The following is a 23,816-nucleotide window of genomic DNA, read 5'->3' on the forward strand; positions in this document are numbered from 1 at the left end:
CGTACATGGTCAATCTCGAGGTGCTGCTCACGGAGCGGCTGGCCTCGGCGTTCGAACAGGTCGCGGGGCTGCCCGTCGACCCGTCGATCCGTCGGGGCCGGCACGCGGACTTCCAGTGCGACGGAGCGCTCACCCTGGCGCGCCGCCTGGGCCGCGCCCCGCGCGAGGTCGCGGCCGAGATCCTCGACCACGTCCGACTCGACGACCTGTGCTCGGCGGTGCAGATCTCCGGACCGGGCTTCATCAACCTCACCGTGGCGAAGGAGCAACTCGGCGCGCTGCTCGCGGAGATCGCCGACGACGAACGTCTGGGCGTACCACTCGCCGACCGGCCCGAGACCATCGTCGTCGACTACTCGGGGCCCAACACCGCGAAGGAGATGCACGTCGGCCACCTGCGGTCGACGATCATCGGCGACGCCGCCGTGCGGGTCCTGGAGTGGCAGGGGCACACCGTCGTCCGGGAGAACCATCTCGGCGACTGGGGCACTTCGTTCGGCATGCTGATCGAGCACCTCCTCGACGTCGGCGAGACCGAGGCGGCACACGAGTTGTCGATCGGTGACCTCAACGGCTTCTACCAGGCGGCGCGGCGCGCCTTCGACGCCGACGACGCGTTCAAGGACCGCTCGCGCAAACGGGTGGTCGCCCTCCAGGCCGGCGATCCGGCCACCTTGCGGCTGTGGCACATCCTCGTCACGGAGTCCAAGAAGTACTTCATGGCCGTGTACGCCCGCCTGGATGTCCGCCTCACCGAGGAGGATTTCTTCGCCGAGAGCTTCTACAACGACGAACTCCAGCCGGTGCTGGACGAGTTGGCCGCATTGGGCCTGCTGCGCGAGAGCGCGGGCGCGCAGTGCGTCTTCCCCGAGGGGTTCACGAACCGCGACGGGGATCCGTTGCCGCTGATCGTCCGCAAGGGCGACGGCGGTTTCGGCTACGCCGCGACCGACCTGGCCACCATCCGGCACCGGATCCGGGTGCTGGGCGCGACCCGGATGCTGTACGTGGTCGGCGCACCGCAGAGCGGGCACCTGGAGATGATCTTCACGACCGCCCGCGACGCGTCCTGGCTCGCCGAACCCACGCGGGTGGAGCACGTCGGCTTCGGGTCCATCCTGGGCGCGGACGGCAGGATGCTGCGGACCCGCGCCGGCGCGTCGCTCAAGCTGGTGGACCTGCTCGACGAGGCCGTGGCCAAGGCCGCCGCCGTGATCGTCGCGAAGGACCCGGACCTGGACGAGGCGACCCGCGCGGCGGTGGCCCGGGCGGTCGGCATCGGCGCGGTCAAGTACGCGGACCTGGCGACCGATCGGCGCAACGACTACCGGTTCGACTACGACCGGATGTTGTCCCTCAGGGGCAACACCGCGCCGTACCTCCAGTACGCCCTGGCCCGGATCCGCTCGATCTTCCGCAAGGGCGGCGTCGCCGCGCCGCGCGGGACCGGCGCCCCGGTCGTCGCCGAGCCCGCCGAGCGGACGCTGGCACTGCAACTCCTGGCCTTCCCGGGCCTGTTCGAGGAGGTCGCCGACTCGCTGGAGTTCCACCGGCTCGCGCACTACCTGTTCGAGCTCGCGACCGCGTTCACCCAGTTCTACGATGCCTGCCCCGTGCTCCGCTCGGCGGGCGAGACGCTGCGCTCCCGCCTGATCCTGTGCGACCTGACCGCCCGCACGCTGGCTCGCGGCCTGGACCTCTTGGGCATCGAGGCCCCCGACCGCATGTAGACCGGTGCGCCCCCGCGCCCGCGCAGCACGCGCCGGCGCGGGGCGCACCCGCGCGTCGGTCCCGTGCGTCGGTCCCGCGCGTCGGCGGGTCACGCGGCGAGGGCCGTCGCCAGGAGCACGTCGGTGCCGGTGAGGAAGAGCAGGCGGGTCACGATCGGCGTGGTGTCGTACAGCCACAGCGTCGCCCCGATCCCCCGAGCGAGCCGGTGCGCGCGGACGAACGCGTTGAGACCGCGGCAGTCGCAGAAGGCGACGGCGTGCATGTCCACGTGGATCGCGACGGGGCGGTGCGCGAGACAGGCGTCCAGGATCCGATCGAGATCGGGCACGGAGTCCATGTCGATCTCGCCGGCGGGCACGATCAGCGCGTGGCGGCCCGTCAGGGACGTGGCGATGGTGAGGTTCGGATGCACGAGCATCGCGTGTCCTGACGCTGGGCCCTGCCTGTGTCGGCGGCGGCCCCGGGGTCTGGGAGGCGACCTGATCGGTCCCGGGCACGGGTGACCGGCCCTGGGGCCGGTACGGGATCCGCACCGCGGTTTCCCGCACACCATACGGCGATTCGGCTCGGTCGTGGGGATCATCGGGTCCGCGTGTAGTGCGCGGGGATCGGGGCGGATCCGGCCCGCCTCACGACGCGGAAGGGCCTTCCCGGGCGGTGTCGACGGGAGAGTTCGACACCGCGGGCCGGGAAGGCCCTCGCATCCGGACCGTCAGGCCGGGTCGGGCCGGGCGCGGCGGCGCCCGACCCGGACCGTGATGCCCGCCAGTCCGACCGTGACCAGCACGCCGGCCGCGACGACCGCCGTGGGTCCGGCGGCGAACGGGCCGTCGTCCGCGCGGGCGGCGGGTTCGTAGCCGCCGGCCAGGCCCTTCGCGTCGTACCGGGAGCCCGGGAGCTTGTCCGCGTAGGCCCGGTGCACACGCTGCCGGTACGCCCCGACGGTGGTCCCGTCGACGCCGATCGCGCGCTCGGCGTCGACGTTGAGCGGCAGCACGCGATCGCCGCCCTGGACGTACCAGGCGTTGATCTGCGGCTCGCGGAAGACGGTTCCGCCGGCTATCCGGCTCGCGCCGGCCGCCGCGTAGCGGAGCTCGTCGTCACCGTCGGCGATGTTCACCACCTGCCAACCACGCGCGGTGTGGGCGGTCCACACCGACGCCTTGCGGCCGTCGGCCGCGACCGCCGTGCCGGCGAAGAACTCCTGACGGGCGATCGGTACGGACCGTTTGCCCGGTTCGGCCGCCACGAACTCCGGGGCGAGCGTGTAGACGGGGACGATGGTTCCCTCGATCCGCGGCGCCGCGGCCGTGCCGGCGAGCGCGCCGTCGCGGGCGAAGAACCGGGACAGGGTGTCGAGGGTGGATGGCGCGGTGGCCGCGTCGCGCGCGGCGCTCACGCTCGCCGGGTCGGGGGCGGCGGGGACGGGAACGGAGGAGGCGTGCGCCGCCTGCGGGGTGAGGGTGACGAGGGCCGCGGCGAGGGCTCCGACGGCGAACAGGCGCTTGATGCCGCTACCGGTCATGATGGCGTCACGCTCCGATCCGGTAGAGCGAGTGGGTCCACGAGAACTCGTTGTTGTCGATGTACCAGTCGTGCGCGGCCCAGTTGTAGCGGGTGTTGTCCGGCCAGGGGTCGCCCCAGTAGACCCAGCCACGGCTGGTGTCGTAGCCGTGGATCACGTGCATGTGGCCGCCGCCGGAGGACCACTGGATGCGGGTCTCGATCGGCCGGTCGGCGTTGATCTCGGTCTGTACGGTGTCGTAGCGCAGCCAACCGTTGACGTAGGAGCCGGGGCTGATCCCGGCCCAGCGCAGCCCGGTCTGCACGTTGCCGAGGGTGGCCTGGTTGTTGGGGCACGTCGAGTTCTGCGGGCGGTTGAAGGCCGCGTTGCAGAACTGGTTCTGGCTGTAGTTCCGGCCGTACCAGGACGCGACGGTGTTGCCGGAGGCGGCCCAACACCAATTGGTCTTCTGCTGGGCCTGCATGGTGATGTTCAGCCGCTTGGCGGCGAGCGCGAACTGTTGCCCGGCGCCCGGCGCGCCGGCTTGCGGCTGCGACCGGGCGAGGGGGGTCCGGGGCGCGACCGACGCGGCGCCGGCCGCGGACGGTGTGGCGAGCAGGGTGGCGAGCAGCGCGATCAGGGCAAGGCTCAGGGCGGAGGCGCGTCCGACGGATACGGGGCCGGCTCGGGGGGACGTTCGAGTCATGGCGTTCCTTCCGTGACGGGGTGGGCGTGGCGCGCGTCCGGACGCTGCACCTGGAGCATCGGGTGTTGTCGTGGTGTATTTCAAGACGCTTCAATGCGGGTGGAGCGACGATGTGAACGGCGCGAACGCCCTGTGAACGGACGGCGACCGGCCGACCGGAACACGGCGGTCCGCCAGGGTGGTTCGGGCCGGCCCATCGTGAACGTTCACAAGGGAGGCGTGCGATGCGGCGGACCGACGCGCAAACCGACGCGGCCGAGGCGGAGTTGGCGCGGGCGCTGAGCGCCGGCCCCTTCCACCTGGCGTTGCGGGCGGCGCTGGCCGCCCGCGGCCTGGCCCTGCACCGGATCCAGCATCGGCTGGCCCAGCGCGGCGTCAAGGTCGGGGTGACCAGCCTCAGTTACTGGCAGCAGGGCGCGCGCCAACCGCAGCGCCCGGAGTCGCTGCGCGCGGTGCGGGCCCTGGAGGACGTCCTGGAGTTGCCGCCGCACGCGCTGACCCGACTGCTGGAACCGGCGGAAGCGGAGCGCTCCGCCGCCCGGTCCTACCGAGCCGTGGTCGAGGAATCCGGGGCACTCCGCCGGCTGCTGACCGACCTGGACGCGCCCGCCGACGGCGGCCTGCACACGGTGTGCCATCTGGAACGGGTGCGCATCGGGCCGGGGCGCGAACTCCGGGGGCGCGAATCGCACCATGTCGTCCGCGCGCATCGCGACGGCGTGGACCGTTACCTGGCCATCCACTACGGGGACCCGGGATGCGAACCGGAGCGAATGACGGTCCGGGCGACGGAGAACTGTCGTGTGGGGCGGGTGCGTTGGCAGCGGGACCGGGGGGTGTTGGTGGCGGAACTGCTTTTCGACGCGCGGCTGCGTTCCGGCGACACCTACGTCTTCGGATACGGCTTCGAGGACGGTACGGGCGGGCCCAGCGGGGAGTACGTGCGCGGCTTCACGCTGCCGTGCGGGCAGTACGTGCTGCAGGTGCGGTTCGATCCGGCGGCCCTCCCGGTGCACTGCCGACGCTTCGCGCAGAGTACGGCGACCGCGCCGCGCACCGCCCAGCGCGACCTGACCCTCAGCGGCCGGCACTGTGCGGTCCACCTGGCCGAACAGAACGTCGGCCCGGGCATCCTCGGCATCGGCTGGGACTGGACGTGAGCGACTTCGGCGCCCCCGACGAGACGCACGGCGGCGGGGGTCGGTAGGCGGGGACCGATCTTCCCGAGCCGGGCCGACCGGGCCGACCTTCGGATATTGTTCGATCCCAAACGATATCCGAGCGTGCGAGGAGGCGTTCCATGACGGACACACCGGTGGCCATCGTGACCGGCGGCGGGACCGGGATCGGCGCCGCGACCGCGGGGGACAACGGCGCGACCCTGACGGTGGACGGCGGAGCCACGGTCGTCGACGTGGGCACCACCGCGTACGACTACCGAATCGAGCCCCGGTCCGAGGAGACCGCGACCGAGCCGGCGCGGTGACGCGTTCGGGCCTCGGGTGCCATGTGCCTCGGGTGGCCGCCGCCCGGGCCCGCGGCGCCGGCGACCGCCCGCCCGCCCGCCCGCCCACCACACACAGCCGGCCGCGTGGTGGGGCGGTTCCCCTCTCGCCCCGCCGCTCGACCGTCCTCGGGTTGACCCTCGATCATTTTGGTTGTACAACAATAATGATTGTATTGCAGTAACGATTGGGGTGGTCGTGTCTCGCACCGAACCCAAAGCCGAGCCGGGGCCGGGGCCGGGGCCGGAGCCGGAGCCGGAACGCGAGCGCAAGCGCGAGCCGGAGCGCGAGCGGCGCAGGAAGCTGCTCATCCTCGTGACCTGTTGCATGAGCCTGTTCATCGTCGGGCTCGACAACACGATCCTGAACGTCGCGCTGCCCTCGATCCGCAGTGACCTGGACGCCTCGATGTCCGAGCTGCAATGGACGATCGACGCGTACACGCTGGTCCTGGCGAGCCTCCTGATGTTGGCCGGTTCGACGGCCGACCGGATCGGGCGCCGTCGGGTCTTCCAGACCGGCCTGGTCCTGTTCGCCCTCGGCTCGCTGCTGTGCGGGGTCGCGCCCGGGCTCGACTGGCTGATCGCCTTCCGGGTGATCCAGGCGATCGGCGGCTCGATGCTCAACCCGGTCGCGATGTCGATCATCACCAACACCTTCACCGAGCCGCGCGAGCGGGCCCGCGCGATCGGCGTGTGGGGCGCGGTGGTGGGCGTGAGCATGGCGCTCGGCCCGATCGTCGGCGGCGCGTTGGTCGACTCGCTCGGTTGGCGATCGGTGTTCTGGATCAACCTGCCGGTGGCGATCGCGGCGATCGTGCTCACCGCGCTGTTCGTGCCGGAGTCCAAGGCCGCGCACGCGCGCCGCGCGGATCCGGTCGGCCAGGCGCTCGTGTTCACGTTCCTGCTGTCGCTGACGTACGCGATCATCGAGGGTCCCGAGGCGGGCTGGACCTCGCCGCTGATCATCGGCCTGTTCGCCCTCTCCGCGGGCTGCCTCGCAGGCTTGTCGGGCTACGAACCCCGCCGCGCCGAACCGCTGATCGACCTGCGCTTCTTCCGCAGCGCGCCGTTCACCGGCGCGACCGTGATCGGGGTGTGCGCGTTCGCGGCGATGTCCGGATTCCTGTTCCTGAACACGCTCTACCTCCAGGACGCGCGCGACTTCTCGCCCATCGAGGCCGGCCTGCGCACTCTGCCGATGGCGTTGATGACCGTCGTGTGCGCGCCGATCTCCGGTCGCCTCGTGGGCAGGATCGGTCCGCGCGTGCCGCTGGTCGTCGCCGGGATCGCGATCGCGGCGAGCGCCGGGCTGCTGACCGGGCTCGACGACCACACCTCCACCGCGCGGATGGTGGCCGCGTACACCCTCTTCGGCATCGGCTTCGGGCTGGTGAACGCGCCGATCACCAACACCGCCGTGTCCGGGATGCCGCGCGCGCAAGCGGGGGTCGCCGCCGCGATCGCGTCGACGAGCCGGCAGGTCGGCCAGTCGTTCGGGGTCGCCGTCGTCGGCACCACGATGGCGTCGGTACTGGCCGCCCCGAGCGCCGGTGGCCTGGCCGCCGCCACCCACACGGGGTGGTGGATCGTACTGGGCTGCGGCGCGGCGGTCGCCTGCCTCGGTATGCTCACCACCGGCCGCTGGGCCCTGCGCACGGCCGAGCGCACGGGCGCGGAACTGATGCCGCAGACGCCCCCTTTGGAGTTGGAGACGACGGACGTGAGGCGATGACCGGGCCCGCCGCGAGCGACACTCCCGCGGATACCGCCGGCCGGGTATGGAGCGGCATGCGCGCCCTGGTCCTGGAGCAGCACGACCGCCGCCGGGAGGTATCCGAGGCGACCGGCCTGAGCTTCATCCGCGCCAAGGCGCTGCGCCGGATCGCCGCCGGTCCGCTGTCCATGCGCGACTTGGCCGCACGGCTGTCCACCGACAAGCCGTACACCACCCTGGTCGTCGACGACCTGACCCGCCGCGGCCTGATCGAGCGCACCGTGCATCCCACCGACCGCAGACAGCGGGTCCTGACGATCACCCCCGAGGGCCTGCGGATCGCCGAAATCGCCCGAGCCATCCTGGACGAACCGCCGCAGACGCTCCGCGACCTCGACCCCGCCGACCTCGATCTCCTCGACCGCGTCATCACCACCCTGCTCGACACGGCCTGAGCCCGCCGGTCGTTTCCTCGGCCGCACACCGCGGACGTGTCGACGGCCGCCGGGCGTCCCGCTCGACGGGGAGCGCGCGGCCGGGCTATGCCGGGTCGGTGGGCGGGACCGAAGGCGGGGCCGGTGGCGGGGCCGGTGGCGCGGCTGCGTCCCGCGTCGGGAGGAGAGCGATGCCGGACCGGAGCCGCACGGCGCCGGGCAGGTCCAGGCCGCAGCGGCGGCTGGCCACGACGGCCTGCTGCATCGCCAGGGTGCCGGTCGTTGTGCAGGTGCCGCACCGCAACGACGTCAGACGGGCTTGGCGGACGACCGCGAGCATGCCCTCGATGTCGAAGTCGACGGTGAGGCAGACCTTCAGGGTGCCGACCCTGACACCGTCGACCTTCAGGTCGACGCAGGGGCGGTGGGTGGACGTGATCTGGTGAGTCGCCAGAGCGACGACCTCCTCGGTCTCCGGAGCGGCACGGGTGCGCCGCGCGGCCTCGACCATCGCGCCGTGTTTGGCCCATCCGGCGGCCACGAGGTCCAGGAGATCCAGGCTCAGGAACCCGTTGACCATCGAGGCGACCTCACGCTCGACGGTCTCCCCCGCCGTGCCGGTCAGGCCGTGGGCTCCGCGCTCGACCATCGCGGCCACTTCGTGTTCGCGAGCCGCGTCGACGAGTGATTCCGCGGCGGCCTCGCCGTCGTCGCCGAACAGCAGTTCGCGCACGGACGTGGGCTGCGCTACAGCGGCAGTCATGGGTCCACCTCCTCGATCGTTTGTTCACCGGGGTCCGAACGGGGTTCCAGTCGTACTGTTCGGCTCGGTCCGGGCCCGTCCCTGACGTCCTGCACTCCGTCCGCCGCGAAGCCGAGGCGCATGACGGCGCGGACGTGTCGGCGGGTCCAACGTGGTCCCCGCCGCCCCCGGAAGAGGCCCATGTAGCCGGCGAGCGCGGCCACCAGGAAGCCGCCGACCACCAGCGTCCCGATCACCCACCCCGAGGCCGCACTGGCGCCGGTTCCGGAGTCGAGCACCGCGGCCGACGACGACGGAGAGCGGGTCGTGGTCGGTTTCGAAGGAGAGCCGGACTGCGACGCCGATCGGCCATCCGCCGTCACTTCGAACGGAGCGTACGCGTGACCGGCTTCGCCACATCGCGCCGCAACCTCATGGCTTCCCTCCGACGCGGCCTTCGGGACCACGAGCCGGGCGCTGAAGCCGCCGTTCGGGGCAACCGGCACCACGAAGGGGGCGATACCCGCACCGTCCCAATAGAGGTCGACGCGGTATCCGGGAGCGCAGGCCGAGAAGCCCGAGCCGGAGACCGTCAGCGTGGTGTCGGCGCTTCCCGTCGCGGGCGCCAGGACGAGAGCCGGCTGCGATCGAGGATCCGGGGCGGGTGTTGTGCTCCGGGAGGGGGATTGGCTGCCGTTCGAGGGAGGTGTCGACGTCGGCGGCTTGGTCGACACTGAGGGCTTGCCCGGCGCCGAAGGCGGCGGCTTGCTTGCCGCACCGCCCGGTGGGTCGGTGACCGTCGGCGGCTTGGGGGTGCAACACGGCGGGTCCGGACCGACTTGGGCTTGCGCGACGCACGGCGGCATCACGACCCCGAATCCCGCAAAGACCAGGGCGCCCAGAATCCCCGAGACGGGGATCAGCCGCCTGTTCCGCCTCTCGTTCTCACACATTGCACATTGCCATTCCGCTCCCGGCACACGCCCCGGAGACGGGAGCGGGTACCTGCTCGGGCGGTTCGGACAGGTCTTCGGTGCGCGACCAGCGCTCGATCGGCAGGCATGGGGAATCGACCGCCGCGGCCCCGCCGAACATCGAGCCGATGGTCCTTCCGCGTGTCGCCGACGCGAGAGGGGGCTCGCGACTCGATCAGGAGCCACAAACGTGCGTGTTCCGGCGCGCGAACACCGGAGCGGCTCCCGTCCCAGAGAAACATGGGCCCGCATGCGTCGCATCCGGATGACCTGGGGACGCACCGAGGTTGCCGTAGGTCGACGTCCGTCCTCCCGTGCCGTGACGAAACGCCCCGGACTCGACCGAGCCCGCTGGTCAACGGCGTGTCGGGGTCAGGGCGTGTCCGGGTGGGGCCCCGGCTGCCGCGGGGTCGGCGGCCGTGTCGTCCCGGTGACGGTGCCGCCCGTGCCCGAGACCGTCACCTGCGCCATGTGGGCGACCCCGTGCCAGGGTGGGCCCGGTGGGAGGTCGGGCCAGAGTTCGATCGTGTCGGCGAGGGCGGCGCGGACGGCCGTCCCGTCGAGGACGGTGTGCGTCTCCGGGACCTGTTCGGCGGGCCAGTCCACGATCACGGTGAACGGGCCCTCGGGCGGCAGCGTCGAGAGGTACGCGCGATGTAGGTGGTGGAACGTGCTGCCGCCACCACCGAGCAGGCGCAGGGTCGGCTCGATCGCCGGCTCCGTCGGCGAGGGCCGCCCGACCAGTGACGAGGCGCGCGTGCCGTCGGCGAACAGGACGCCCACGTGCAGCCCTTCGCGGTCGCCCGCGCCGAACGGGAACGGCGCCGGGATCCGGGTCGGCCGGCCGACCCTGCGGTACGTGCCGAGTTCGAGCCCGATGCCGTTCGGCCAGACCTCGACCCGAAGCAGCCGCACCCGAGCGGTCGGCCCCGCGCCCAACTCGCGGGTCCACGGCAGGATGCCGGGCGCGAAGTATTCCGTCGGCGGGCCGATCCGCGGCTCGTCGGGGTGGGCGGCGTGCAGCACCTGATCGGCCGGCTCGTCGTCGCCCGTGCCGGACGGAAGGTCCCGGTCGAAGAAACCCACGTGTCATCCCCCGATGCGTGTGTGGTCCGTACCCAAGGCTCCCAGCCGCCACGCGCAGTGTCCACGTCGCCGGCTGCGAGGTCGGCATGGTTGCACAACTCCCTTGTCGGTGAGGGGGTTTCGGCAATATGGCTTTGGTCCAGACCATTGACCCAGTGGTCTGCACCTCTTAGCTTGAGGAGTGTCACCGACGTGAACCGCCGGTGGCCACATGGCGTCGACGCGGACCCGGACCGTTCGACCGTCCTTCGCATTCACTCGTCCCCCAGGAGAGTTCCATGCGCAAAAGGACCATCCTGACGGCATTGACCGTCCCCGCCGTCTCGATTCCGTTGATCATGGCGGGAACCGCCAACGCACACGGCTGGACCACGAGCCCACCGAGCCGAGCCGCGTACTGCGCTCAGGGCACCGTGACCAACTGTGGCGAGATCCAGTGGGAACCGCAAAGCGTGGAAGGCCCCAAGGGCTTCCCCGCACGCGGACCCGCCGACGGCAGGATCTGCGCGGGCGGCAACGCCCGTTTCGCCCAACTCGATGCACCGCGCAACGGCACCTGGCCCAGCACGCCGGTGACGTCCGGGTCGAGCAAGACGTTCACCTGGAAGCTCACCGCGCGGCACTCGACCACCTCGTTCCGCTATTTCGTCACCAAGGCTGGCTGGGACCCCACCCAGCCGATCACCCGCGCGACCTTGGAGAGCACCCCCTTCCTGTCCGTCCCCTACAACGGTGCCCAGCCGGGTGCCACCGTCTCGCACACCGGCACCCTCCCGAGCGGGCGCAGCGGAAAGGCGGTGATCCTCGCCGTCTGGGACATCAACGACACCGGGAACGCGTTCTACCAGTGTTCGGACGTCACCTTCTGATCCGCGCCTGAGCCGGTGGGCCGCGTCGGCGGCCGGCCCACCGGTACGCCGGTACGCCGGTCCCGCGCCGGTACGCCGAAACGGTGTCCCCTTCCGGCGCGCCCGATCCCCGGGTGGGACGAACCCGTCAGGCCTGTCCGGGGCTTGCGGACAGGGTCGGCCCGGACGGGGACAGCAGCAGCGTCGTCACCATTCCGTCGAGTCGAGAGGGCCCGGCCGGGGTCGCCGACTTCCGGTCCAGGAATCCGCCGGGGGTCAGCCCCGTCACGGTACGTACCTCGCGGTTGAGGTGTGACTGGTCGTAGAACCCGGCCCGTGCGGCGATCTCGGCGAACGGGCGCCCCGCGATCAGCAGCCGCAGCGCGCGCTGCAATCGCAGCACGCGGGCCGCGGACTTGGGTGCGACGCCAAGCTGTTCGCGAAAGCGGCGTTCCAACTGACGTTCACTCCAGCCCAGATCGGCCGCGAGCAGACCGATCGGGATACCGCCGCCCGAGTCGACCATCAACTCCCAGGCCCGCAGGACACGCGGCGCCACCCCAGGCCCCGACGCCTGCCACCGCATCAGGGTCGCGTCGAGTACGGCGAACCGCGCGGGCCAGTCGGGCAGTTCCGCGAGCCGGTCGGTGAGCCGGCCGATCCGGGCGCCGGCGAAGTCGGACGGGTCGACGAGCGCTTCCGCGAGTTCGTGCATCGAGATCCCGAACATCGCGTACGCCGCCCACGGGTGCATCACGACCTCGATGCCGTGCACCGACCCCGTGTGCTCGCCGACCACCGCCCGGGTCCGCATGCCCGCGAACAGCGACGTGAACGTCCGTGTCGAGGCCGCGGCCTCGGCACCGTCCTCCACCGGCCCCACCCGGATGCGGTGATCGAAGCCGAGTAACAACGTCGCGCAACCGACGGGTAGTTCGAGCCGCTTACGGGGTCGGTCGAACTCGACGCGGAGACCCCGGTACAACCGGACGCCGGGCCGCAGGAGCGGGTGCGGCGGCACCTCGACGACCTCGTGCGCGGGCGACAGGAGCGAGCGGTGCGGCATGGCGGACGCCTCCGGGAGGATCGCGACCGTGTCGTCACCCGCCCCGAGGGCTTCTCTGGGACGTTCGACCGTTCGCAGACGGGGACGTCACGTGGTTTCGGGACGCTCGGATGCTAGCGACGCGCGGCCGGTCCCGACAGTCCTTCGACCGACTGTTTCTCGCCCTTTTCCGGAAGCTTTCCATCCGTTTGTGCCACGCGTATGGTCCGCTCGTGCTCCGCCTGTGCCCGCGCGTTGCCCATTCCCGCCCCGCCGCCGCGCCACTCCCACCCTGCCGTCGCGCCACGTCCGCACCGCGCCGGCCCCGCTCCCGCGCGGTGGCGGCTACTCGACGTCGATCAGGCCGTGCACTCCCTTGGCCCCCAACCGGTGGGCGTCGCCGATGTCGTGGACCCAGGTGACCAGGGCGTACCGGCCGGGGGTGACGGGGGCTTCCAACACGAGGGACCGCCCCGGCGAGAGCGGTGTCGCGCCGAGGCCGGCGGCCGTGTCGAACGGTGGGGCGGACCACTCGCCCTTGTCCAACGCCCGGAAGAAGTCGGCGAGTTGCGCGTCGGTCGTGCCGGCCGGAACGGGATACAGGATGGCCTCGTTGACCTGCCCGGGAAGCAGGTTCACGACCAGGAGCGGCGCGCCGGGTCGGATCCGGGCCGGCGCGACGAACCGCGGATTCGTCCCCGGAACGGAGGCGATCACCGCCTCGGGCCGGGGCGTCTCGCCCGTCGCGGGCCTGCCCGCCACGGTCAGCGCACGAACACGGTCGGGGCCCGCCGGGGTCGCGGTCTCGAAGTCCAGGAAGTCGATCAGGTAGTACGTCCCGGGCTGGAGGACCAGGCTGAAGGAGACGGTCTTGCCGGGTACGGTCGCCGCGCCGCCGAGAAACTCGCCGTCGCGCGTCAATGCGCGCCCTCCGGCCTTGACATCTTCGGGGTCGTGGGAGAGCGCGCGAACCAGGTGTGGCACGAACGTCTCCAACGACACCCCCGGGTTCAGCCGGACCAGTCCCACGTGTCCGTGTCGGGCGTGGGACGTGGAGACCCGGAAAGTGATCGGGCCGGGCGCGGCCGACGCGGGCGCGGAGAGTCCGTCGACGCCCGCCCCGACGTCGACCGCTTGGCGACCGGCGGCCTCGTCGACCACCGACGCGGCCCGGGTCGGGGACGCCTCGGGAACGGTGCCGGCCATCGCGGCGGGCGCGGCATAGGAGGCGACAGCGACAGCGGTCAGCACGCCGAGCAGCCGGGAGGTCTTGGAAATGCGCATGGTGGGGCTCCATTCGGGTGTGGTGGTCGAGTCGACGACCGGGTCGCCGCTACGTGCCCGGCGACCTGGTCCGATCCTTCGAACAGCCGTGATCTGCACCGAAGTTCGTGATCGTGGCCGCGCCCTTCGGCGAGCGATGCGGCCTGGGATCCAGTCTCCGCGAGATCCCGCGGGACGACCTCCTGCCGCCGAACGAGCCGGGTGGACACCCACGGACGGCACTCGCGTCCGCCCACCACGACGGAGGTGGTACGCGAGCCGTGGCCGGCCACAACCCTGGGGGTACGAGACCCCTACGGAAGCCCCCGAGCGTGATCGCGGCGGACGCCGACCACGAACACGCCGGGGCGCCGCTGCCGGTCGCGCACCGGCGGACGCGGCCGGGTAGGGATCCGCGCATGGACACGGACACGGATGTGAAGATCAGGCCGGCCGACCCCACCGACGCCGCAGGACTGCTCGCGTTGCAGGCGACACTCGACCGGGAATCCCGCTACATGCTCCTGGAGCCCGGGGAGCGGGGCACCGAACTCCCCGATCCCTCCTATCGGTTGATCTGCTTCGACGGTGAACCGGTCGGCTACGTCGACGTATCGGTCCTGCCCTACGCGCGTGCGCGCGGGACCGGATACGTCGTGATGGGCGTGCGCTCCTCGCACGCCGGGCGGGGACTGGGCCGTGCTCTGCTGGAGGCGGCGATCGCGCGGGCACACGACCGGGGCCTGCGGCGCCTGGAGCTCACCGTGATGACACACAACCGGGCCGCGCTGGGCCTGTACCTGCGCTGCGGTTTCCGGATCGAGGGCCTGCGCCGTGCGGCCCTGCACATCGACGGCACGGACATCGACGAGTACTACATGGGCCGGCTCCTCCGCCCCACCGGGACCGTCCCCGGAAGCGCGGTCCGGGATTCGCGAAACCTATCCGCGACACCCGGTCACGTTCGTGCCTCGGCGCGGGACACATCATCGGCGGACGGAACCGCCGATGGCCCGGCTCACACAGTAAAAGCGAGCGTATTAAGGTCTGGACCAATAATCAAGGTCTAGACCAGTCGGGGTCGGCGACGATCTTGCGAGCCCACCCGGCCGATTCCGTTGGCCACACTCGGTGTTCATCAGGCCTTCACGCAATATGTGATTTGTGACATGGTACATGTCACGCGGTTCTCCGGACGCTCCCCTCCGGTGCCGCTGTGGCACGAACTGCCTTGTCACCACTGGTGATTCAAGTGCAGGCAGGGTCAGGTCAGGCACTTCGCACGCCACGCTTCGGTCTCCCCGGGCCGATTCCGAGTACCGAACCGCTCATGCCGTGAACCACCCCCTCCAGAGGCGCACTTCAGCGTGTGCCTTTGTCCCGCAAGGAGACGGTCTTTGCGAACCAACCCGGCACGACGAACAGTCCGCAGAATCTCCATCGTCGCGATCTCGCTCGCCATGGGCCTTGGACTGCTGACTCAACCCGGATCGGCAGTCCCCGCCGATCCCGCCACGTCGACGACCGCGTCCACGCCCCCCACCGGTGCCGCCCCCGAACCCGGCACCGCGGACGCTCAGTTCCCGCACACCCAGGGCAAGCCGCTGCCGGTGCCCGACCGGCCGCCGCTGTCCGCGTCGGCGCAGGACAACGCGCGGCGCGACTACGCCGACGCCTCGGCGGCGCGCCTGCCGGCCCGCCCGTCCATGGCCGAACGGCCGAACGCCAAGGCGGCGGCGGCCTGTTCGGTCGCCGATTTCGCGAGCCGGACCGGCCCGGCGCTCGTGGAGCAGATCAAGGCGTCGACCACGGAGTGCGTCAACACGCTCTTCCGCGTCACGGGGACCGACGCCTACAACGTCTTCCGTGAAGCCCAGATGACCACGGTCGCGTACGCCATGCGCGACACCGCGGTCTCCTACCCGGGCAACGCCACCACCGGGATGCCCCAGCTCGTGCTCTTCCTGCGGGCCGGCTACTTCGTGCACTGGTACAACCCGGAGACCGTGGGCACCTATGGCCCGACGCTGCAGACGGCGATCCGGTCCGGCCTGGACACGTTCTTCGCCAACGCCCACTCCTCGGACGTCACCGACGCCAACGGCGAGACCCTCTCCGAGAGCGTCACGCTGATCGACAGCGCCGAGGAGAACGCCCGATACCTGTCCGTCGTCAAACGGCTGATGGCCGACTACGACAGCTCCTACGACGCGTCGTGGTGGATGGTCAACGCGGTCAACAACGTCTTCACCGTGCTTTTCCGCGGCCACCAGGTGCCGGACTTCGTCACCGCGGTCCAGGCCGACCCCAGCGTGATCGACGCGCTCGACGCGTTCGCGACCGCGCACCACGACCTGCTCGGCACCGACAAGGCCTACCTGACCGCCAACTCGGGGCGCGAACTGGCCCGCTTCGTGCAACACCCGGCGCTGCAGGCCAAGGTGCGCCCGCTGGTTCGCGCGCAGTTGAACAAGAGCTCGATGACCGGGCCGACCGCCGCGTTGTGGGTCGCGTTGGCCGAGTTGGTCGACTTCCACGACAAGGCGGAGTGCGCCTACTACAACACGTGTGATCTCCAGGCCCGGCTGATCGCCGCCGTGCTGACCGTCGACCACACGTGCAGCCCGAGCATCCGCATCCGCGCCCAGCAGCTGACCTCGTCCGACCTCGCCACGGCGTGCACCAGTCTGCGCAACCAGGACGCGTACTTCCACGGCGTGGCCCGGGACAGCGGTCCGGTCGCGAACGACAAAAACACCACCATCGAGGTAGTGGTGTTCGACTCCAGCAAGGACTATCAGACCTATGCCGGGGCGATCTTCGGCATCAACACGAACAACGGCGGGATGTACCTGGAGGGCGACCCGGCGGCGGCCGGCAACCAACCGCGCTTCATCGCCTACGAGGCCGAGTGGGTCAAGCCCGTCTTCGAGATCTGGAACCTCAACCACGAGTACACGCACTACCTCGACGGCCGATTCGACATGTTCGGCGACTTCAACGCCGGCGTCTCGACCCCGACCATCTGGTGGATCGAGGGCTTCGCGGAGTACGTCTCCTACTCCTACCGCGACATCACCTACGAAGCGGCGATCACCGAGGCGGCCAAGCGCACCTACGCCCTGAGCACGCTCTTCGACACCACCTACGACCACGACACCACGCGCATCTACCGCTGGGGCTACCTCGCGGTGCGGTACATGCTCCAGAAGCACCCCGAGGACGTCACCCGGCTGCTCGGCTACTACCGCACCGGCGACTGGAACGGCGCCCGTTCCTTCCTGACCGGCACCATCGGCTCCCGCTACGACAGCGACTGGTACACGTGGCTGGAGGCCTGCGCGGCCGGCGACTGCGGCGGCAGCGCGGGCAACCGCCCGCCGACGGCGAACTTCACCGTCGCGGTCAACGGGAACACCGCGACGTTCACCGACACCTCCACCGACCCCGACGGCACGATCGCGACCCGCGCCTGGGACTTCGGCGACGGCTCGACCTCGACCGCCACCAACCCGAGCCGGACCTACGCGGCCGCCGGCACCCACACCGCGAAGCTGACCGTCACCGACAACCGCGGCGCCACCGCGACCGTCTCGCAGAGCGTCACCGTCACCGGTGACGGCGGCGGCGGCGCGACCGAGTGCACCGACCCCGACACCCGCGCCCTGGGCAAGAACTGCCGCCGCAGCGCCCTGTCGGCCGGCACGGGCAACACGGCCTACCTCTACATCTACACCCCGGCCGGCACGTCCCGGCTGGACATCGTCTCCACGGGCGGTACCGGCAACGCCGACCTGTACTACAACAGCAACACCTGGGCCACGAACACCGCCTACACGTCCCGCTCCGCCAACACCGGCAACGCCGAAACCCTGACCATCACGTCCCCGTCCGAGGGCTACCACTACATCACCCTGTACGGCCAGCAGGCCTTCACCGGAACCACGGTCACCACGACCTACTGACCCCACCCACCCACCAAACGACACCCCGGCGGCGGGGCCCGAACCAGGGCCCCGCCGCCGGGCGCGCAACGGACCGGCTGCCGGTGGGGCCTCACATCGCCTTCAGGCCGTCACGACACGCTCTCGGCCAAGGACGCCGGGCGCGGGCGTGCCGCGCCCGGCGTTGCCCGCTCGTGTGGGAGGAGGCCACCGGTGCGGCTGTCGCCGCGTGGGTGGCCTCCGGGTCGGGGGGGTGGCGTTTCGGGTTTCGAGTTCAGTACACGCGTGGGCCGCGGTCGCGGACGACGAGGGTGTGGGCGCCCATGTCGCCGACACGCTGGTGCCGCTTGCTCACCAGCATGGTGATCAGGCCGACGAGGCCGGCGAAGAGCGTGTCGACGATCAGCAGGATCCACCGGATCACGAGCTGACCCTTGCGCGCCTCGCCGGCGGTGTCCGCGTCGACGACCCGAATGCGCATCAGCGCCATGCCGAACGTCCGGCCGCGATGTGCGGCGGGACGCAGCACCCAGTACCAGACGCTCACCGCGAGGGCGAGCACGATCGCGATGGCGTACAGCACCGAGGTGGCCGTACCGCCCTCGACGTTGCCGGCGGAGTCGGTCGACGCGGCCACCAGGAGCAGGAACGGGATGGCGCTGAGGACGCCGTTGGCGATGACGTCGACGATGTACTGCGCCACCCGGCGCGTGACCACCGTGGTCTTCTCGCTCGCCACCGAGTGGCGGCCGAATATCGGCGCCGAGCCTCCGTAGGTCGCCATGGGAGCACCTCGCTGGAATGAAGCAGCCGGCCGGGACGCGGCGGGCCGTCCCATCGAGCCTGCGCCCCTTCGGCCACCCCGGCACATCGGAGGGGCCCGGGGTGGGCCGATCAGGTGACACCCCGGGTCGACCGTCCGGTTTCCGCGGCCTCCGTCAGTAGTAGCCCTTCCCACCGTCGAGAAGCTCCCGGATGGCGTCCGCCTGACCCGCGTGCCGGGCGGTCTCCTCGATCATGTGGAACATGATCCATCGCAGCGTCGCGGCGGAGGCGCGGAAATCCGGATGCAGGCCCACCTCGTCCAGCGACCGGGCCGTCACGATCTCGTTCGACACCACGCACTGCCGCTCGTACTCCGCCAGGAGCTGCGCGAGCGGAACGCCCTCGACCATCATGTCGGCGTCCTCGGGGCCCTCGAACCGCGGCCCCACGGCCGGCCGCCCCATCAGGATGACCTCGAACCAGAGGTGCTCCACCCACCGCAGGTGGGAGAGGACGCCCGCCATCGTCATGTACGGCGAGGCCGGCAGCACGGACCGGTGGGCGTCCGCCTCGGACAGGCCGTCGCACTTCCACTGGATGATCGCCCGCTGCATGTCGAGCCACCCGACGAGCTGGGTCCGCTCATCGGCGTCATAGGCGGGGCGCAGCCGAGGAGGTGTCATGACCGGCAACGCTACTGGGCCCGCCGGCACATCGCACGAGAGTTTCGGCCTCGGCCGCCCTTCCTGGGACGGTTCAGGAGGAGGAGCGGGCGGCTCGGCGCTCCAGGACCGCGGTCACGGCCTCGACGAGTTCGGTGGCCGGGGGGCGTTCGTTCGTTCGGTGTCGTGTCGGGGTACGGGCAATGGGAGTTGCGCGCGCCCGCACGCGCGCCCCACGCACGAATTCGGGTCGGCGGGCCCGTGACGGGTGAGGATCCGGTCATGACGACTTCCGTGCGACTGCTCGAAGAAGCCTCCGCCGAACTGTCCCCGATGCTCGACCTGTTACGCGACCTGGTGCTCTGCGAGTCACCGTCCGAAGACCCGACCGCGCTGAACGCGTGCGCCGACCTGCTCGCCGACGCGGGTTCCGCCGCGCTCGGGCGTGCCCCCGAGCGGGTCGTCCTGGCGGGCGTGACCCACCTGTTGTGGCGCCCCAAGGGCCCGGCGCCGCTCCTGCTCGGGCACTACGACACGGTCTGGGCGCTCGGCACCCTCGCAGAGCTGCCGTTCTCGATCGAGGCCGGGATCGCCCGCGGACCGGGCGTGTTCGACATGAAGGCCGGCATCGTGCAGATGCTCCAGGCGGCCCGGTTGTGCTCGGCTCGCGGCGAGGTGGGGCTGCTGCTGACGGCTGACGAGGAGACCGGATCCGTCAACTCGCGACCCCTGGTGGAGGAGGTCGCCGCCACCGCGCCGGCCGTGTTGGTGGGCGAGCCCAGCGGGGCCGACGGTGCGGTGAAGATCGCCCGCAAGGGCATGGCCGCGTACCGGTTGCGGGTACAGGGCCACGCCGCGCACGCCGGCCTCGAACCCGAACGCGGGGTGAACGCCACGATCGAACTCGCCCACCAGATCCTCGCCGTGCAACCGGTGCAGCGCCCGGACGCGGGCACGACCGCGACGCCGACGATCGCCTCGTCCGGCGCGACGCGGAACACCGTGCCCGAACTCGCGCACCTCTACGTGGACGTACGCGCCTGGACCCGCGCCGAACTCGATCGCGTCGACGCGCACATGCGCGCGCTCACCCCCACCGTCAGCGGCGCCGAACTCGTGGTCGACGGCGAGGTGAACCGCTACCCCATGGAGGAGGCCATGTCCCGCGACCTGTTCGACCACGTCCGCGAGGCGGCACGCGAGATCGGCGTACGACCCCCGGAGTCGGTGCGCTCGGGCGGCGGCTCCGACGGCAACCTCACCGCGGCGATCGGCGTACCCACCCTGGACGGCCTCGGCGCGGTCGGCGGCCACCCGCACGCCCGGGACGAGTTCGTCGACGTCACCACGATGCCCACCCGAACGGCCCTGCTCGCGGCGCTGATCAATCGACTCTGCGCGGTCCGCTAGCGGACGATCCGACCGAGCCGAGTGCGCGGCTCGGTTGTCCCGGCCGGGGACGTCGCCCGTCCCCGGCCGCGGCGGGCCGGCGGATCCGCGCTACCTGATCCGGGCTCGCGCCGCCTCGGCCAACGCCGTACCCAGTGGCGTGCGCTCGTAGAGCACCTGGTGGCCGTGTCGGCGCGAGACCAGCAGCCCCGCGTCGCGCAGTGCCGCGAGGTGCGCGGATACGGACGAGGGGGCCAGGCCGTGGATGTGGGCGAGCGCCGTGGTGCCGGCCGGATCGCCGAGGCCGGCCAGGAGGGCGGCGCGATTGCGGCCGAGCAGGCGTACCAGCGGATCCGGCAGCCCGGCGGGCGCGTCGCTCCACAACCCACCCACTCCCCGCGCGGGATAGATCACGGTGGGCTGCCACGGCGGGGCGAAGCCGCTCACCACGTCCGGCCACACGAAGACGCTGGGCATCAACAACACGCCTCGACCGGCGGGGCGTTGCACCCCGGGGACGTCGCCGCGGGTGGGGAGCGTGAGGGTCTCGTCGGCCCAGCCGATCGCGGGATGCAGATCGGCGAACAGCGCCCGCAGGCCCCCGTTCGCCAACCGCCGTGAACGGTAGGCGATGTCGGCCTCCAGCAGCGCCCGCAGGCGCGGCCAGTCCGGGGCCACCAATGCCTGCCAGGCCCGTTCCGTGACGTCGGCCAACTCCTGCACGGCGGCCGCGGGATCCTCCAGCGCCGCCCGCCCGCGCGGTGACTCGGCGGCGCCCGGGGTGCACGCCAGCGAGCGGGCCATCTCGGCCCTGGCCGACGCCGGATCGATGGCCCGCATGCGGGCCAGTTCCTCCTCGAACGAGGCATACGGCGTGTCCGGCGGCGGGCCCAGGAAGTCCGGCGTGTACCCGCCGGGCAACGGCATGAACAGCCACAGCGCGGACAGGTCGAGATCCGTCGCGGCGCCGGCACGGCGCAGCCAGGCCCGGTGGTAGGCGTGCCGCTCCGTCCGGCGCAGCGTCCGTACCGCCTCGTGCGTCTGGCACAGCGGCGAGATCGCGAACCGGCAACCCAGCAGATCCTCGGCATCCAGGTGCATGCGCAGCGCCATCGCGCCCTCCGGCCGGTTCGGGGATTCGGCCGGGATTCGGCCGGGATTCGGCTCAAGCCGAAAGTCTAGAGGGCGGCACGGCGACCGGGCAGGCTTGCCGCATCGTGCTCGCGAGACGCGAAGTGCGCGACGCGAAGTGCGAGATGCGAAGCGCGAGATGCGTAGCACGCGACTCGAAGCGCGAGATGTGAACGCGCTACTCGAAGCGCGAGATGCGCAGCGCGACCCGCGCGCCGACCCGGCCGGCGTGAACGCGGGCCGCGAATCCCACCCCACGCACCGAAACGAGGACGGATGCCCGTCACGCGTCCCGCCACCTGGCGCCGAAGCGCCGTGGTCGCGGCCCTGATGCTGGCCGCGTTCACGTTCAACACCACGGAGAACCTGCCGATCGGACTGCTCGACCTGATCTCGGCCGACGTCCACGTGACGCAGGCCGCGGTCGGCGCCCTGGTCACCGGATACGGCCTGACCGTGGCCGCCTTCTCGCTGCCGCTCGCGCACGCGACCCGGGCGATTCCGCGCCGCTTCGTGCTCGGCGGCGTGCTGGCCGTGCTCGTCCTCGCGAGCGGGCTGTCCGCGATGTCCCCGGCGTACGGCGTCCTGCTCGCGGCCCGGGTGGCGACCGCGCTGGCGCAGGCGCTCTTCTGGGCCGTGATGGGACCCGTGGCGGTGGGGCTGTTCGCGCCGGAGCGGCGCGGTCGGGTGCTCGGCCTGTTGTCCATCGGCGGCTCGCTCGCCACGGTGCTCGGCGTCCCGGCCGGCACTTGGCTGGGCGGGCACGGCGGTTGGCGCGCCCCGTTCCTGGTGCTGAGCGGACTGGGCCTGGTCGCGCTCGTCGTGGTCGCCGTCCTGTTGCCGACCTCGCGCCCCGAGGAGGGACACGCCGCCTACGGCGCCACTCCCGACGCCCGCCGGTTCAGGATCGTCGTGGCGACCACGGCCCTGTCCGTCACCGGCGTCTTCGCGGGCTTCACGTACATCGTCGCCTTCCTGGACGAGGTCGGCGGCTTCTCCGACGACGCGGTCGGCGCCCTGTTCCTGGTGTTCGGCGCGGCGGGAATCGTGGGCGTCGCGTGCGCGGGGCCGCTCCTCGACCGCTTCCCCAGGGCGACGCTGACGGTCCCCGTGGTCGGACAGGCCCTGGCGCTGCTCACGCTGTGGGCGGCGGGGCGATCGCAGCCGGTCGTGGTGGCCATGCTCGCGCTGCTCGGCGCCTCGGTCGGCCCGCTCTTCATGGCCGCCCAGAACCAGGTCCTGCGGGTCGCGCCGGGCCGGACCGAGATGGCCCTCGCGGCGAACTCGGCGGCGTTCAACCTGGGCGTGGCCGCGGGCGCGCTGCTCGGCGGTCTGCTCCTGCCCGTCGTCGGCGTCCGCGGCACGTTCCTGGTCGGCGGACTGCTGACCGTCGCGGCCCTTGCCGTCCTGCGGACAGGCCCCGCCCGAACGGGCCGAGCACGAGGACTCGGCGTGCTCGCCGCCGAGCAGGGCTGACCGGCCGTGCGGGTGGGCGCCGTGCTCCGCGTCCACCCGCACGGCGTTCGAGGCCCGCCCCCGCGGCCGCCGGGTCCTACGGTCCCGCGGCGAAGGCCGCGGGGTGTCGGCTCGCGGTCAGGTTCTCGGTGATCACGGTGTTCACGAACCGGATCTGATCTTGCGTCAGGTAGTCCCGGTAGCCGCCGACCACCCCGCGTCGGGTCTTGTAGGACTCCGGGTCCATCGGGTCGCCCGGACGCAGGCGCCGCGAGTCGAGGGTGCCCGTCGCCTCCATCGCGCGCATGTTGGCGAACGCGGCGTACCGCACCGCCTCCTCCAGCACCGCCGGATCCACGGCGGGCACTCCGCAAAAGGCCAGCACCCGGCCGAGTTCGCCCGCGGGGTCGTCGGTCAATCGCTCGTAGGAGAGGTCCAGGAACGCGCTCGGCGTGTGTCGGTGGGCGTGCCAGATGTTCCAGTAGGCGATGCAGGACCTGAGGCTGCCCCGCTCCTCGTCGAGAAACTCGGACAGGGTCCCGACGTACGGGTGGGTCTGCCGGCGGGTGCGCTGGAAGTAGTGGGACACGATGACGTCCCGCAGGTCCCGGGTCAGGAAGACCACCCTGCGGTCGGCGTACCAGCTCTTGTCCGGATTCTGCTCGGCCGGGGACCTCCCGCCGGGGTCGCCGTCGTGCAGAAACGCGATGACGGGCAGCGACTCGGGTGCGGCCCGGGCGAAATCGGCCGGTTCGAGGTCGCGGCACAGTTCCATGGGCAGCTCGAAACCGAGCGAGAGCGCCTTGACGATCAGCAGACGCAGCCAGGTGCGTCCGCACTTGGGGAAGGACAGGATGTACACGTCGGCGTCGTCGGCCGGCACGAACGTCATGGGCGCTGCCCCTTTCACGCGGTG

The 23,816-nt window shown here is 71.6% G+C and carries 22 protein-coding genes; 10 read left to right on the top strand and 12 right to left on the bottom strand.

The window, feature by feature from the left end; all coding sequences use genetic code 11:
• Positions 1–5: 5 nt before the first annotated feature.
• Positions 6–1,730 (top strand): arginine--tRNA ligase, encoded by a 1,725-nt coding sequence (gene argS / locus OG928_RS37350; RefSeq protein WP_331766435.1) that lies wholly within the window; start codon positions 6–8, stop codon positions 1,728–1,730.
• 89 nt (positions 1,731–1,819) lie between these two features.
• Here the strand turns inward: argS and OG928_RS37355 are convergent, their stop codons facing one another.
• The 3 genes from OG928_RS37355 to OG928_RS37365 form a co-directional block, all read right to left on the bottom strand.
• Complete coding sequence (locus tag OG928_RS37355; protein ID WP_331766436.1) at positions 1,820–2,149, bottom strand: STAS domain-containing protein; 330 nt, start codon at positions 2,147–2,149, stop codon at positions 1,820–1,822.
• Between the two features lie 294 nt (positions 2,150–2,443).
• Positions 2,444–3,256: a hypothetical protein gene (locus OG928_RS37360; RefSeq protein ID WP_331766437.1), complete on the bottom strand. Its 813-nt coding sequence runs from the start codon at positions 3,254–3,256 to the stop codon at positions 2,444–2,446.
• Between the two features lie 7 nt (positions 3,257–3,263).
• Positions 3,264–3,941 (bottom strand): papain-like cysteine protease family protein, encoded by a 678-nt coding sequence (locus OG928_RS37365; protein WP_331766438.1) that lies wholly within the window; start codon positions 3,939–3,941, stop codon positions 3,264–3,266.
• A 224-nt stretch (positions 3,942–4,165) separates the two neighbouring features.
• Between OG928_RS37365 and OG928_RS37370 the strand changes: the two genes are divergently transcribed.
• The 4 genes from OG928_RS37370 to OG928_RS37385 all read left to right on the top strand — a co-directional run bounded on the left by OG928_RS37370 (position 4,166) and on the right by OG928_RS37385 (position 7,617).
• Positions 4,166–5,101: a hypothetical protein gene (locus OG928_RS37370; RefSeq protein ID WP_331766439.1), complete on the top strand. Its 936-nt coding sequence runs from the start codon at positions 4,166–4,168 to the stop codon at positions 5,099–5,101.
• 140 nt (positions 5,102–5,241) lie between these two features.
• Complete coding sequence (locus tag OG928_RS37375; protein WP_331766440.1) at positions 5,242–5,427, top strand: hypothetical protein; 186 nt, start codon at positions 5,242–5,244, stop codon at positions 5,425–5,427.
• Between the two features lie 346 nt (positions 5,428–5,773).
• On the top strand, positions 5,774–7,180 hold the full coding sequence (locus OG928_RS37380) for an MFS transporter (protein WP_331768252.1): 1,407 nt from the start codon (positions 5,774–5,776) through the stop codon (positions 7,178–7,180).
• A complete protein-coding gene (locus OG928_RS37385; RefSeq protein ID WP_331766441.1) occupies positions 7,177–7,617 on the top strand; it encodes a MarR family transcriptional regulator in 441 nt (146 codons plus the stop codon). The genes OG928_RS37380 and OG928_RS37385 overlap by 4 nt, the downstream gene beginning before the upstream one ends.
• An 85-nt stretch (positions 7,618–7,702) precedes the next feature.
• Here OG928_RS37385 and OG928_RS37390 read toward each other — a convergent pair whose 3' ends face one another.
• The 3 genes from OG928_RS37390 to OG928_RS37400 all read right to left on the bottom strand — a co-directional run bounded on the left by OG928_RS37390 (position 7,703) and on the right by OG928_RS37400 (position 10,398).
• Positions 7,703–8,359: a hypothetical protein gene (locus OG928_RS37390; RefSeq protein WP_331766442.1), complete on the bottom strand. Its 657-nt coding sequence runs from the start codon at positions 8,357–8,359 to the stop codon at positions 7,703–7,705.
• Positions 8,356–8,637 carry a hypothetical protein gene (locus OG928_RS37395; RefSeq protein WP_331766443.1) on the bottom strand — a complete coding sequence of 94 codons (282 nt, stop codon included), beginning with the start codon at positions 8,635–8,637 and terminating at the stop codon, positions 8,356–8,358. The genes OG928_RS37390 and OG928_RS37395 overlap by 4 nt, the downstream gene beginning before the upstream one ends.
• Before the next feature lie 1,047 nt (positions 8,638–9,684).
• The gene (locus OG928_RS37400; RefSeq protein WP_331766444.1) at positions 9,685–10,398 is read right to left on the bottom strand and encodes a hypothetical protein; all 714 of its coding nucleotides are present in this window, start codon (positions 10,396–10,398) and stop codon (positions 9,685–9,687) included.
• 278 nt (positions 10,399–10,676) lie between these two features.
• Between OG928_RS37400 and OG928_RS37405 the strand changes: the two genes are divergently transcribed.
• Positions 10,677–11,267, top strand: coding sequence for a lytic polysaccharide monooxygenase (locus OG928_RS37405; RefSeq protein WP_331766445.1), 591 nt, complete (start codon positions 10,677–10,679; stop codon positions 11,265–11,267).
• A gap of 127 nt (positions 11,268–11,394) precedes the next feature.
• Here OG928_RS37405 and OG928_RS37410 read toward each other — a convergent pair whose 3' ends face one another.
• Both OG928_RS37410 and OG928_RS37415 read right to left on the bottom strand, forming a co-directional pair.
• Positions 11,395–12,312: a helix-turn-helix domain-containing protein gene (locus OG928_RS37410; RefSeq protein ID WP_331766446.1), complete on the bottom strand. Its 918-nt coding sequence runs from the start codon at positions 12,310–12,312 to the stop codon at positions 11,395–11,397.
• A 324-nt stretch (positions 12,313–12,636) separates the two neighbouring features.
• Positions 12,637–13,575, bottom strand: coding sequence for a hypothetical protein (locus OG928_RS37415; RefSeq protein WP_331766447.1), 939 nt, complete (start codon positions 13,573–13,575; stop codon positions 12,637–12,639).
• A 398-nt stretch (positions 13,576–13,973) separates the two neighbouring features.
• On the opposite strand from OG928_RS37415, the gene OG928_RS37420 reads away from it, so the two are divergent.
• Both OG928_RS37420 and OG928_RS37425 read left to right on the top strand, forming a co-directional pair.
• Positions 13,974–14,624 (top strand): GNAT family N-acetyltransferase, encoded by a 651-nt coding sequence (locus tag OG928_RS37420; RefSeq protein ID WP_331766448.1) that lies wholly within the window; start codon positions 13,974–13,976, stop codon positions 14,622–14,624.
• Positions 14,625–14,951: 327 nt separating this feature from the next.
• Complete coding sequence (locus OG928_RS37425) at positions 14,952–17,519, top strand: collagenase (RefSeq protein WP_406291559.1); 2,568 nt, start codon at positions 14,952–14,954, stop codon at positions 17,517–17,519.
• 253 nt (positions 17,520–17,772) lie between these two features.
• Here OG928_RS37425 and OG928_RS37430 read toward each other — a convergent pair whose 3' ends face one another.
• Together OG928_RS37430 and OG928_RS37435 are read right to left on the bottom strand one after the other, a co-directional pair.
• Positions 17,773–18,282 carry an RDD family protein gene (locus tag OG928_RS37430; protein ID WP_331766449.1) on the bottom strand — a complete coding sequence of 170 codons (510 nt, stop codon included), beginning with the start codon at positions 18,280–18,282 and terminating at the stop codon, positions 17,773–17,775.
• Positions 18,283–18,436: 154 nt separating this feature from the next.
• On the bottom strand, positions 18,437–18,946 hold the full coding sequence (locus OG928_RS37435) for a DinB family protein (RefSeq protein WP_331766450.1): 510 nt from the start codon (positions 18,944–18,946) through the stop codon (positions 18,437–18,439).
• A 261-nt stretch (positions 18,947–19,207) separates the two neighbouring features.
• On the opposite strand from OG928_RS37435, the gene OG928_RS37440 reads away from it, so the two are divergent.
• Positions 19,208–20,335: a M20 family metallopeptidase gene (locus OG928_RS37440; RefSeq protein ID WP_331766451.1), complete on the top strand. Its 1,128-nt coding sequence runs from the start codon at positions 19,208–19,210 to the stop codon at positions 20,333–20,335.
• A 90-nt stretch (positions 20,336–20,425) separates the two neighbouring features.
• On the opposite strand, the gene OG928_RS37445 is transcribed toward OG928_RS37440, so the two are convergent.
• The gene (locus OG928_RS37445; RefSeq protein WP_331766452.1) at positions 20,426–21,427 is read right to left on the bottom strand and encodes a DUF5937 family protein; all 1,002 of its coding nucleotides are present in this window, start codon (positions 21,425–21,427) and stop codon (positions 20,426–20,428) included.
• 294 nt (positions 21,428–21,721) lie between these two features.
• Between OG928_RS37445 and OG928_RS37450 the strand changes: the two genes are divergently transcribed.
• Complete coding sequence (locus OG928_RS37450) at positions 21,722–22,921, top strand: MFS transporter (protein WP_331766453.1); 1,200 nt, start codon at positions 21,722–21,724, stop codon at positions 22,919–22,921.
• Positions 22,922–22,997: 76 nt separating this feature from the next.
• On the opposite strand, the gene OG928_RS37455 is transcribed toward OG928_RS37450, so the two are convergent.
• Positions 22,998–23,792, bottom strand: coding sequence for a sulfotransferase domain-containing protein (locus OG928_RS37455; RefSeq protein ID WP_331766454.1), 795 nt, complete (start codon positions 23,790–23,792; stop codon positions 22,998–23,000).
• Positions 23,793–23,816 lie beyond the last annotated feature (24 nt).

Origin of the sequence: Embleya sp. NBC_00896 (assembly GCF_045207785.1) — a bacterium.
Taxonomy (GTDB): domain Bacteria; phylum Actinomycetota; class Actinomycetes; order Streptomycetales; family Streptomycetaceae; genus Embleya.

What these genes read in the sequence shown, in the direction of transcription:
- OG928_RS37390 (WP_331766442.1), bottom strand. Translation starts at nt 8,359, where the DNA reads ATGACTGCCGCTGTAGCGCAGCCCACGTCCGTGCGCGAACTGCTGTTC.
- OG928_RS37420 (WP_331766448.1), top strand. Translation starts at nt 13,974, where the DNA reads ATGGACACGGACACGGATGTGAAGATCAGGCCGGCCGACCCCACCGAC.
- OG928_RS37430 (WP_331766449.1), bottom strand. Translation starts at nt 18,282, where the DNA reads ATGGCGACCTACGGAGGCTCGGCGCCGATATTCGGCCGCCACTCGGTG.
- OG928_RS37370 (WP_331766439.1), top strand. Translation starts at nt 4,166, where the DNA reads ATGCGGCGGACCGACGCGCAAACCGACGCGGCCGAGGCGGAGTTGGCG.
- OG928_RS37440 (WP_331766451.1), top strand. Translation starts at nt 19,208, where the DNA reads ATGACGACTTCCGTGCGACTGCTCGAAGAAGCCTCCGCCGAACTGTCC.
- OG928_RS37365 (WP_331766438.1), bottom strand. Translation starts at nt 3,941, where the DNA reads ATGACTCGAACGTCCCCCCGAGCCGGCCCCGTATCCGTCGGACGCGCC.
- OG928_RS37375 (WP_331766440.1), top strand. Translation starts at nt 5,242, where the DNA reads ATGACGGACACACCGGTGGCCATCGTGACCGGCGGCGGGACCGGGATC.
- OG928_RS37445 (WP_331766452.1), bottom strand. Translation starts at nt 21,427, where the DNA reads ATGGCGCTGCGCATGCACCTGGATGCCGAGGATCTGCTGGGTTGCCGG.
- OG928_RS37355 (WP_331766436.1), bottom strand. Translation starts at nt 2,149, where the DNA reads ATGCTCGTGCATCCGAACCTCACCATCGCCACGTCCCTGACGGGCCGC.
- argS (WP_331766435.1), top strand. Translation starts at nt 6, where the DNA reads ATGGTCAATCTCGAGGTGCTGCTCACGGAGCGGCTGGCCTCGGCGTTC.
- OG928_RS37380 (WP_331768252.1), top strand. Translation starts at nt 5,774, where the DNA reads ATGAGCCTGTTCATCGTCGGGCTCGACAACACGATCCTGAACGTCGCG.
- OG928_RS37455 (WP_331766454.1), bottom strand. Translation starts at nt 23,792, where the DNA reads ATGACGTTCGTGCCGGCCGACGACGCCGACGTGTACATCCTGTCCTTC.
- OG928_RS37435 (WP_331766450.1), bottom strand. Translation starts at nt 18,946, where the DNA reads ATGACACCTCCTCGGCTGCGCCCCGCCTATGACGCCGATGAGCGGACC.
- OG928_RS37410 (WP_331766446.1), bottom strand. Translation starts at nt 12,312, where the DNA reads ATGCCGCACCGCTCGCTCCTGTCGCCCGCGCACGAGGTCGTCGAGGTG.
- OG928_RS37385 (WP_331766441.1), top strand. Translation starts at nt 7,177, where the DNA reads ATGACCGGGCCCGCCGCGAGCGACACTCCCGCGGATACCGCCGGCCGG.
- OG928_RS37415 (WP_331766447.1), bottom strand. Translation starts at nt 13,575, where the DNA reads ATGCGCATTTCCAAGACCTCCCGGCTGCTCGGCGTGCTGACCGCTGTC.
- OG928_RS37360 (WP_331766437.1), bottom strand. Translation starts at nt 3,256, where the DNA reads ATGACCGGTAGCGGCATCAAGCGCCTGTTCGCCGTCGGAGCCCTCGCC.
- OG928_RS37405 (WP_331766445.1), top strand. Translation starts at nt 10,677, where the DNA reads ATGCGCAAAAGGACCATCCTGACGGCATTGACCGTCCCCGCCGTCTCG.
- OG928_RS37450 (WP_331766453.1), top strand. Translation starts at nt 21,722, where the DNA reads ATGCCCGTCACGCGTCCCGCCACCTGGCGCCGAAGCGCCGTGGTCGCG.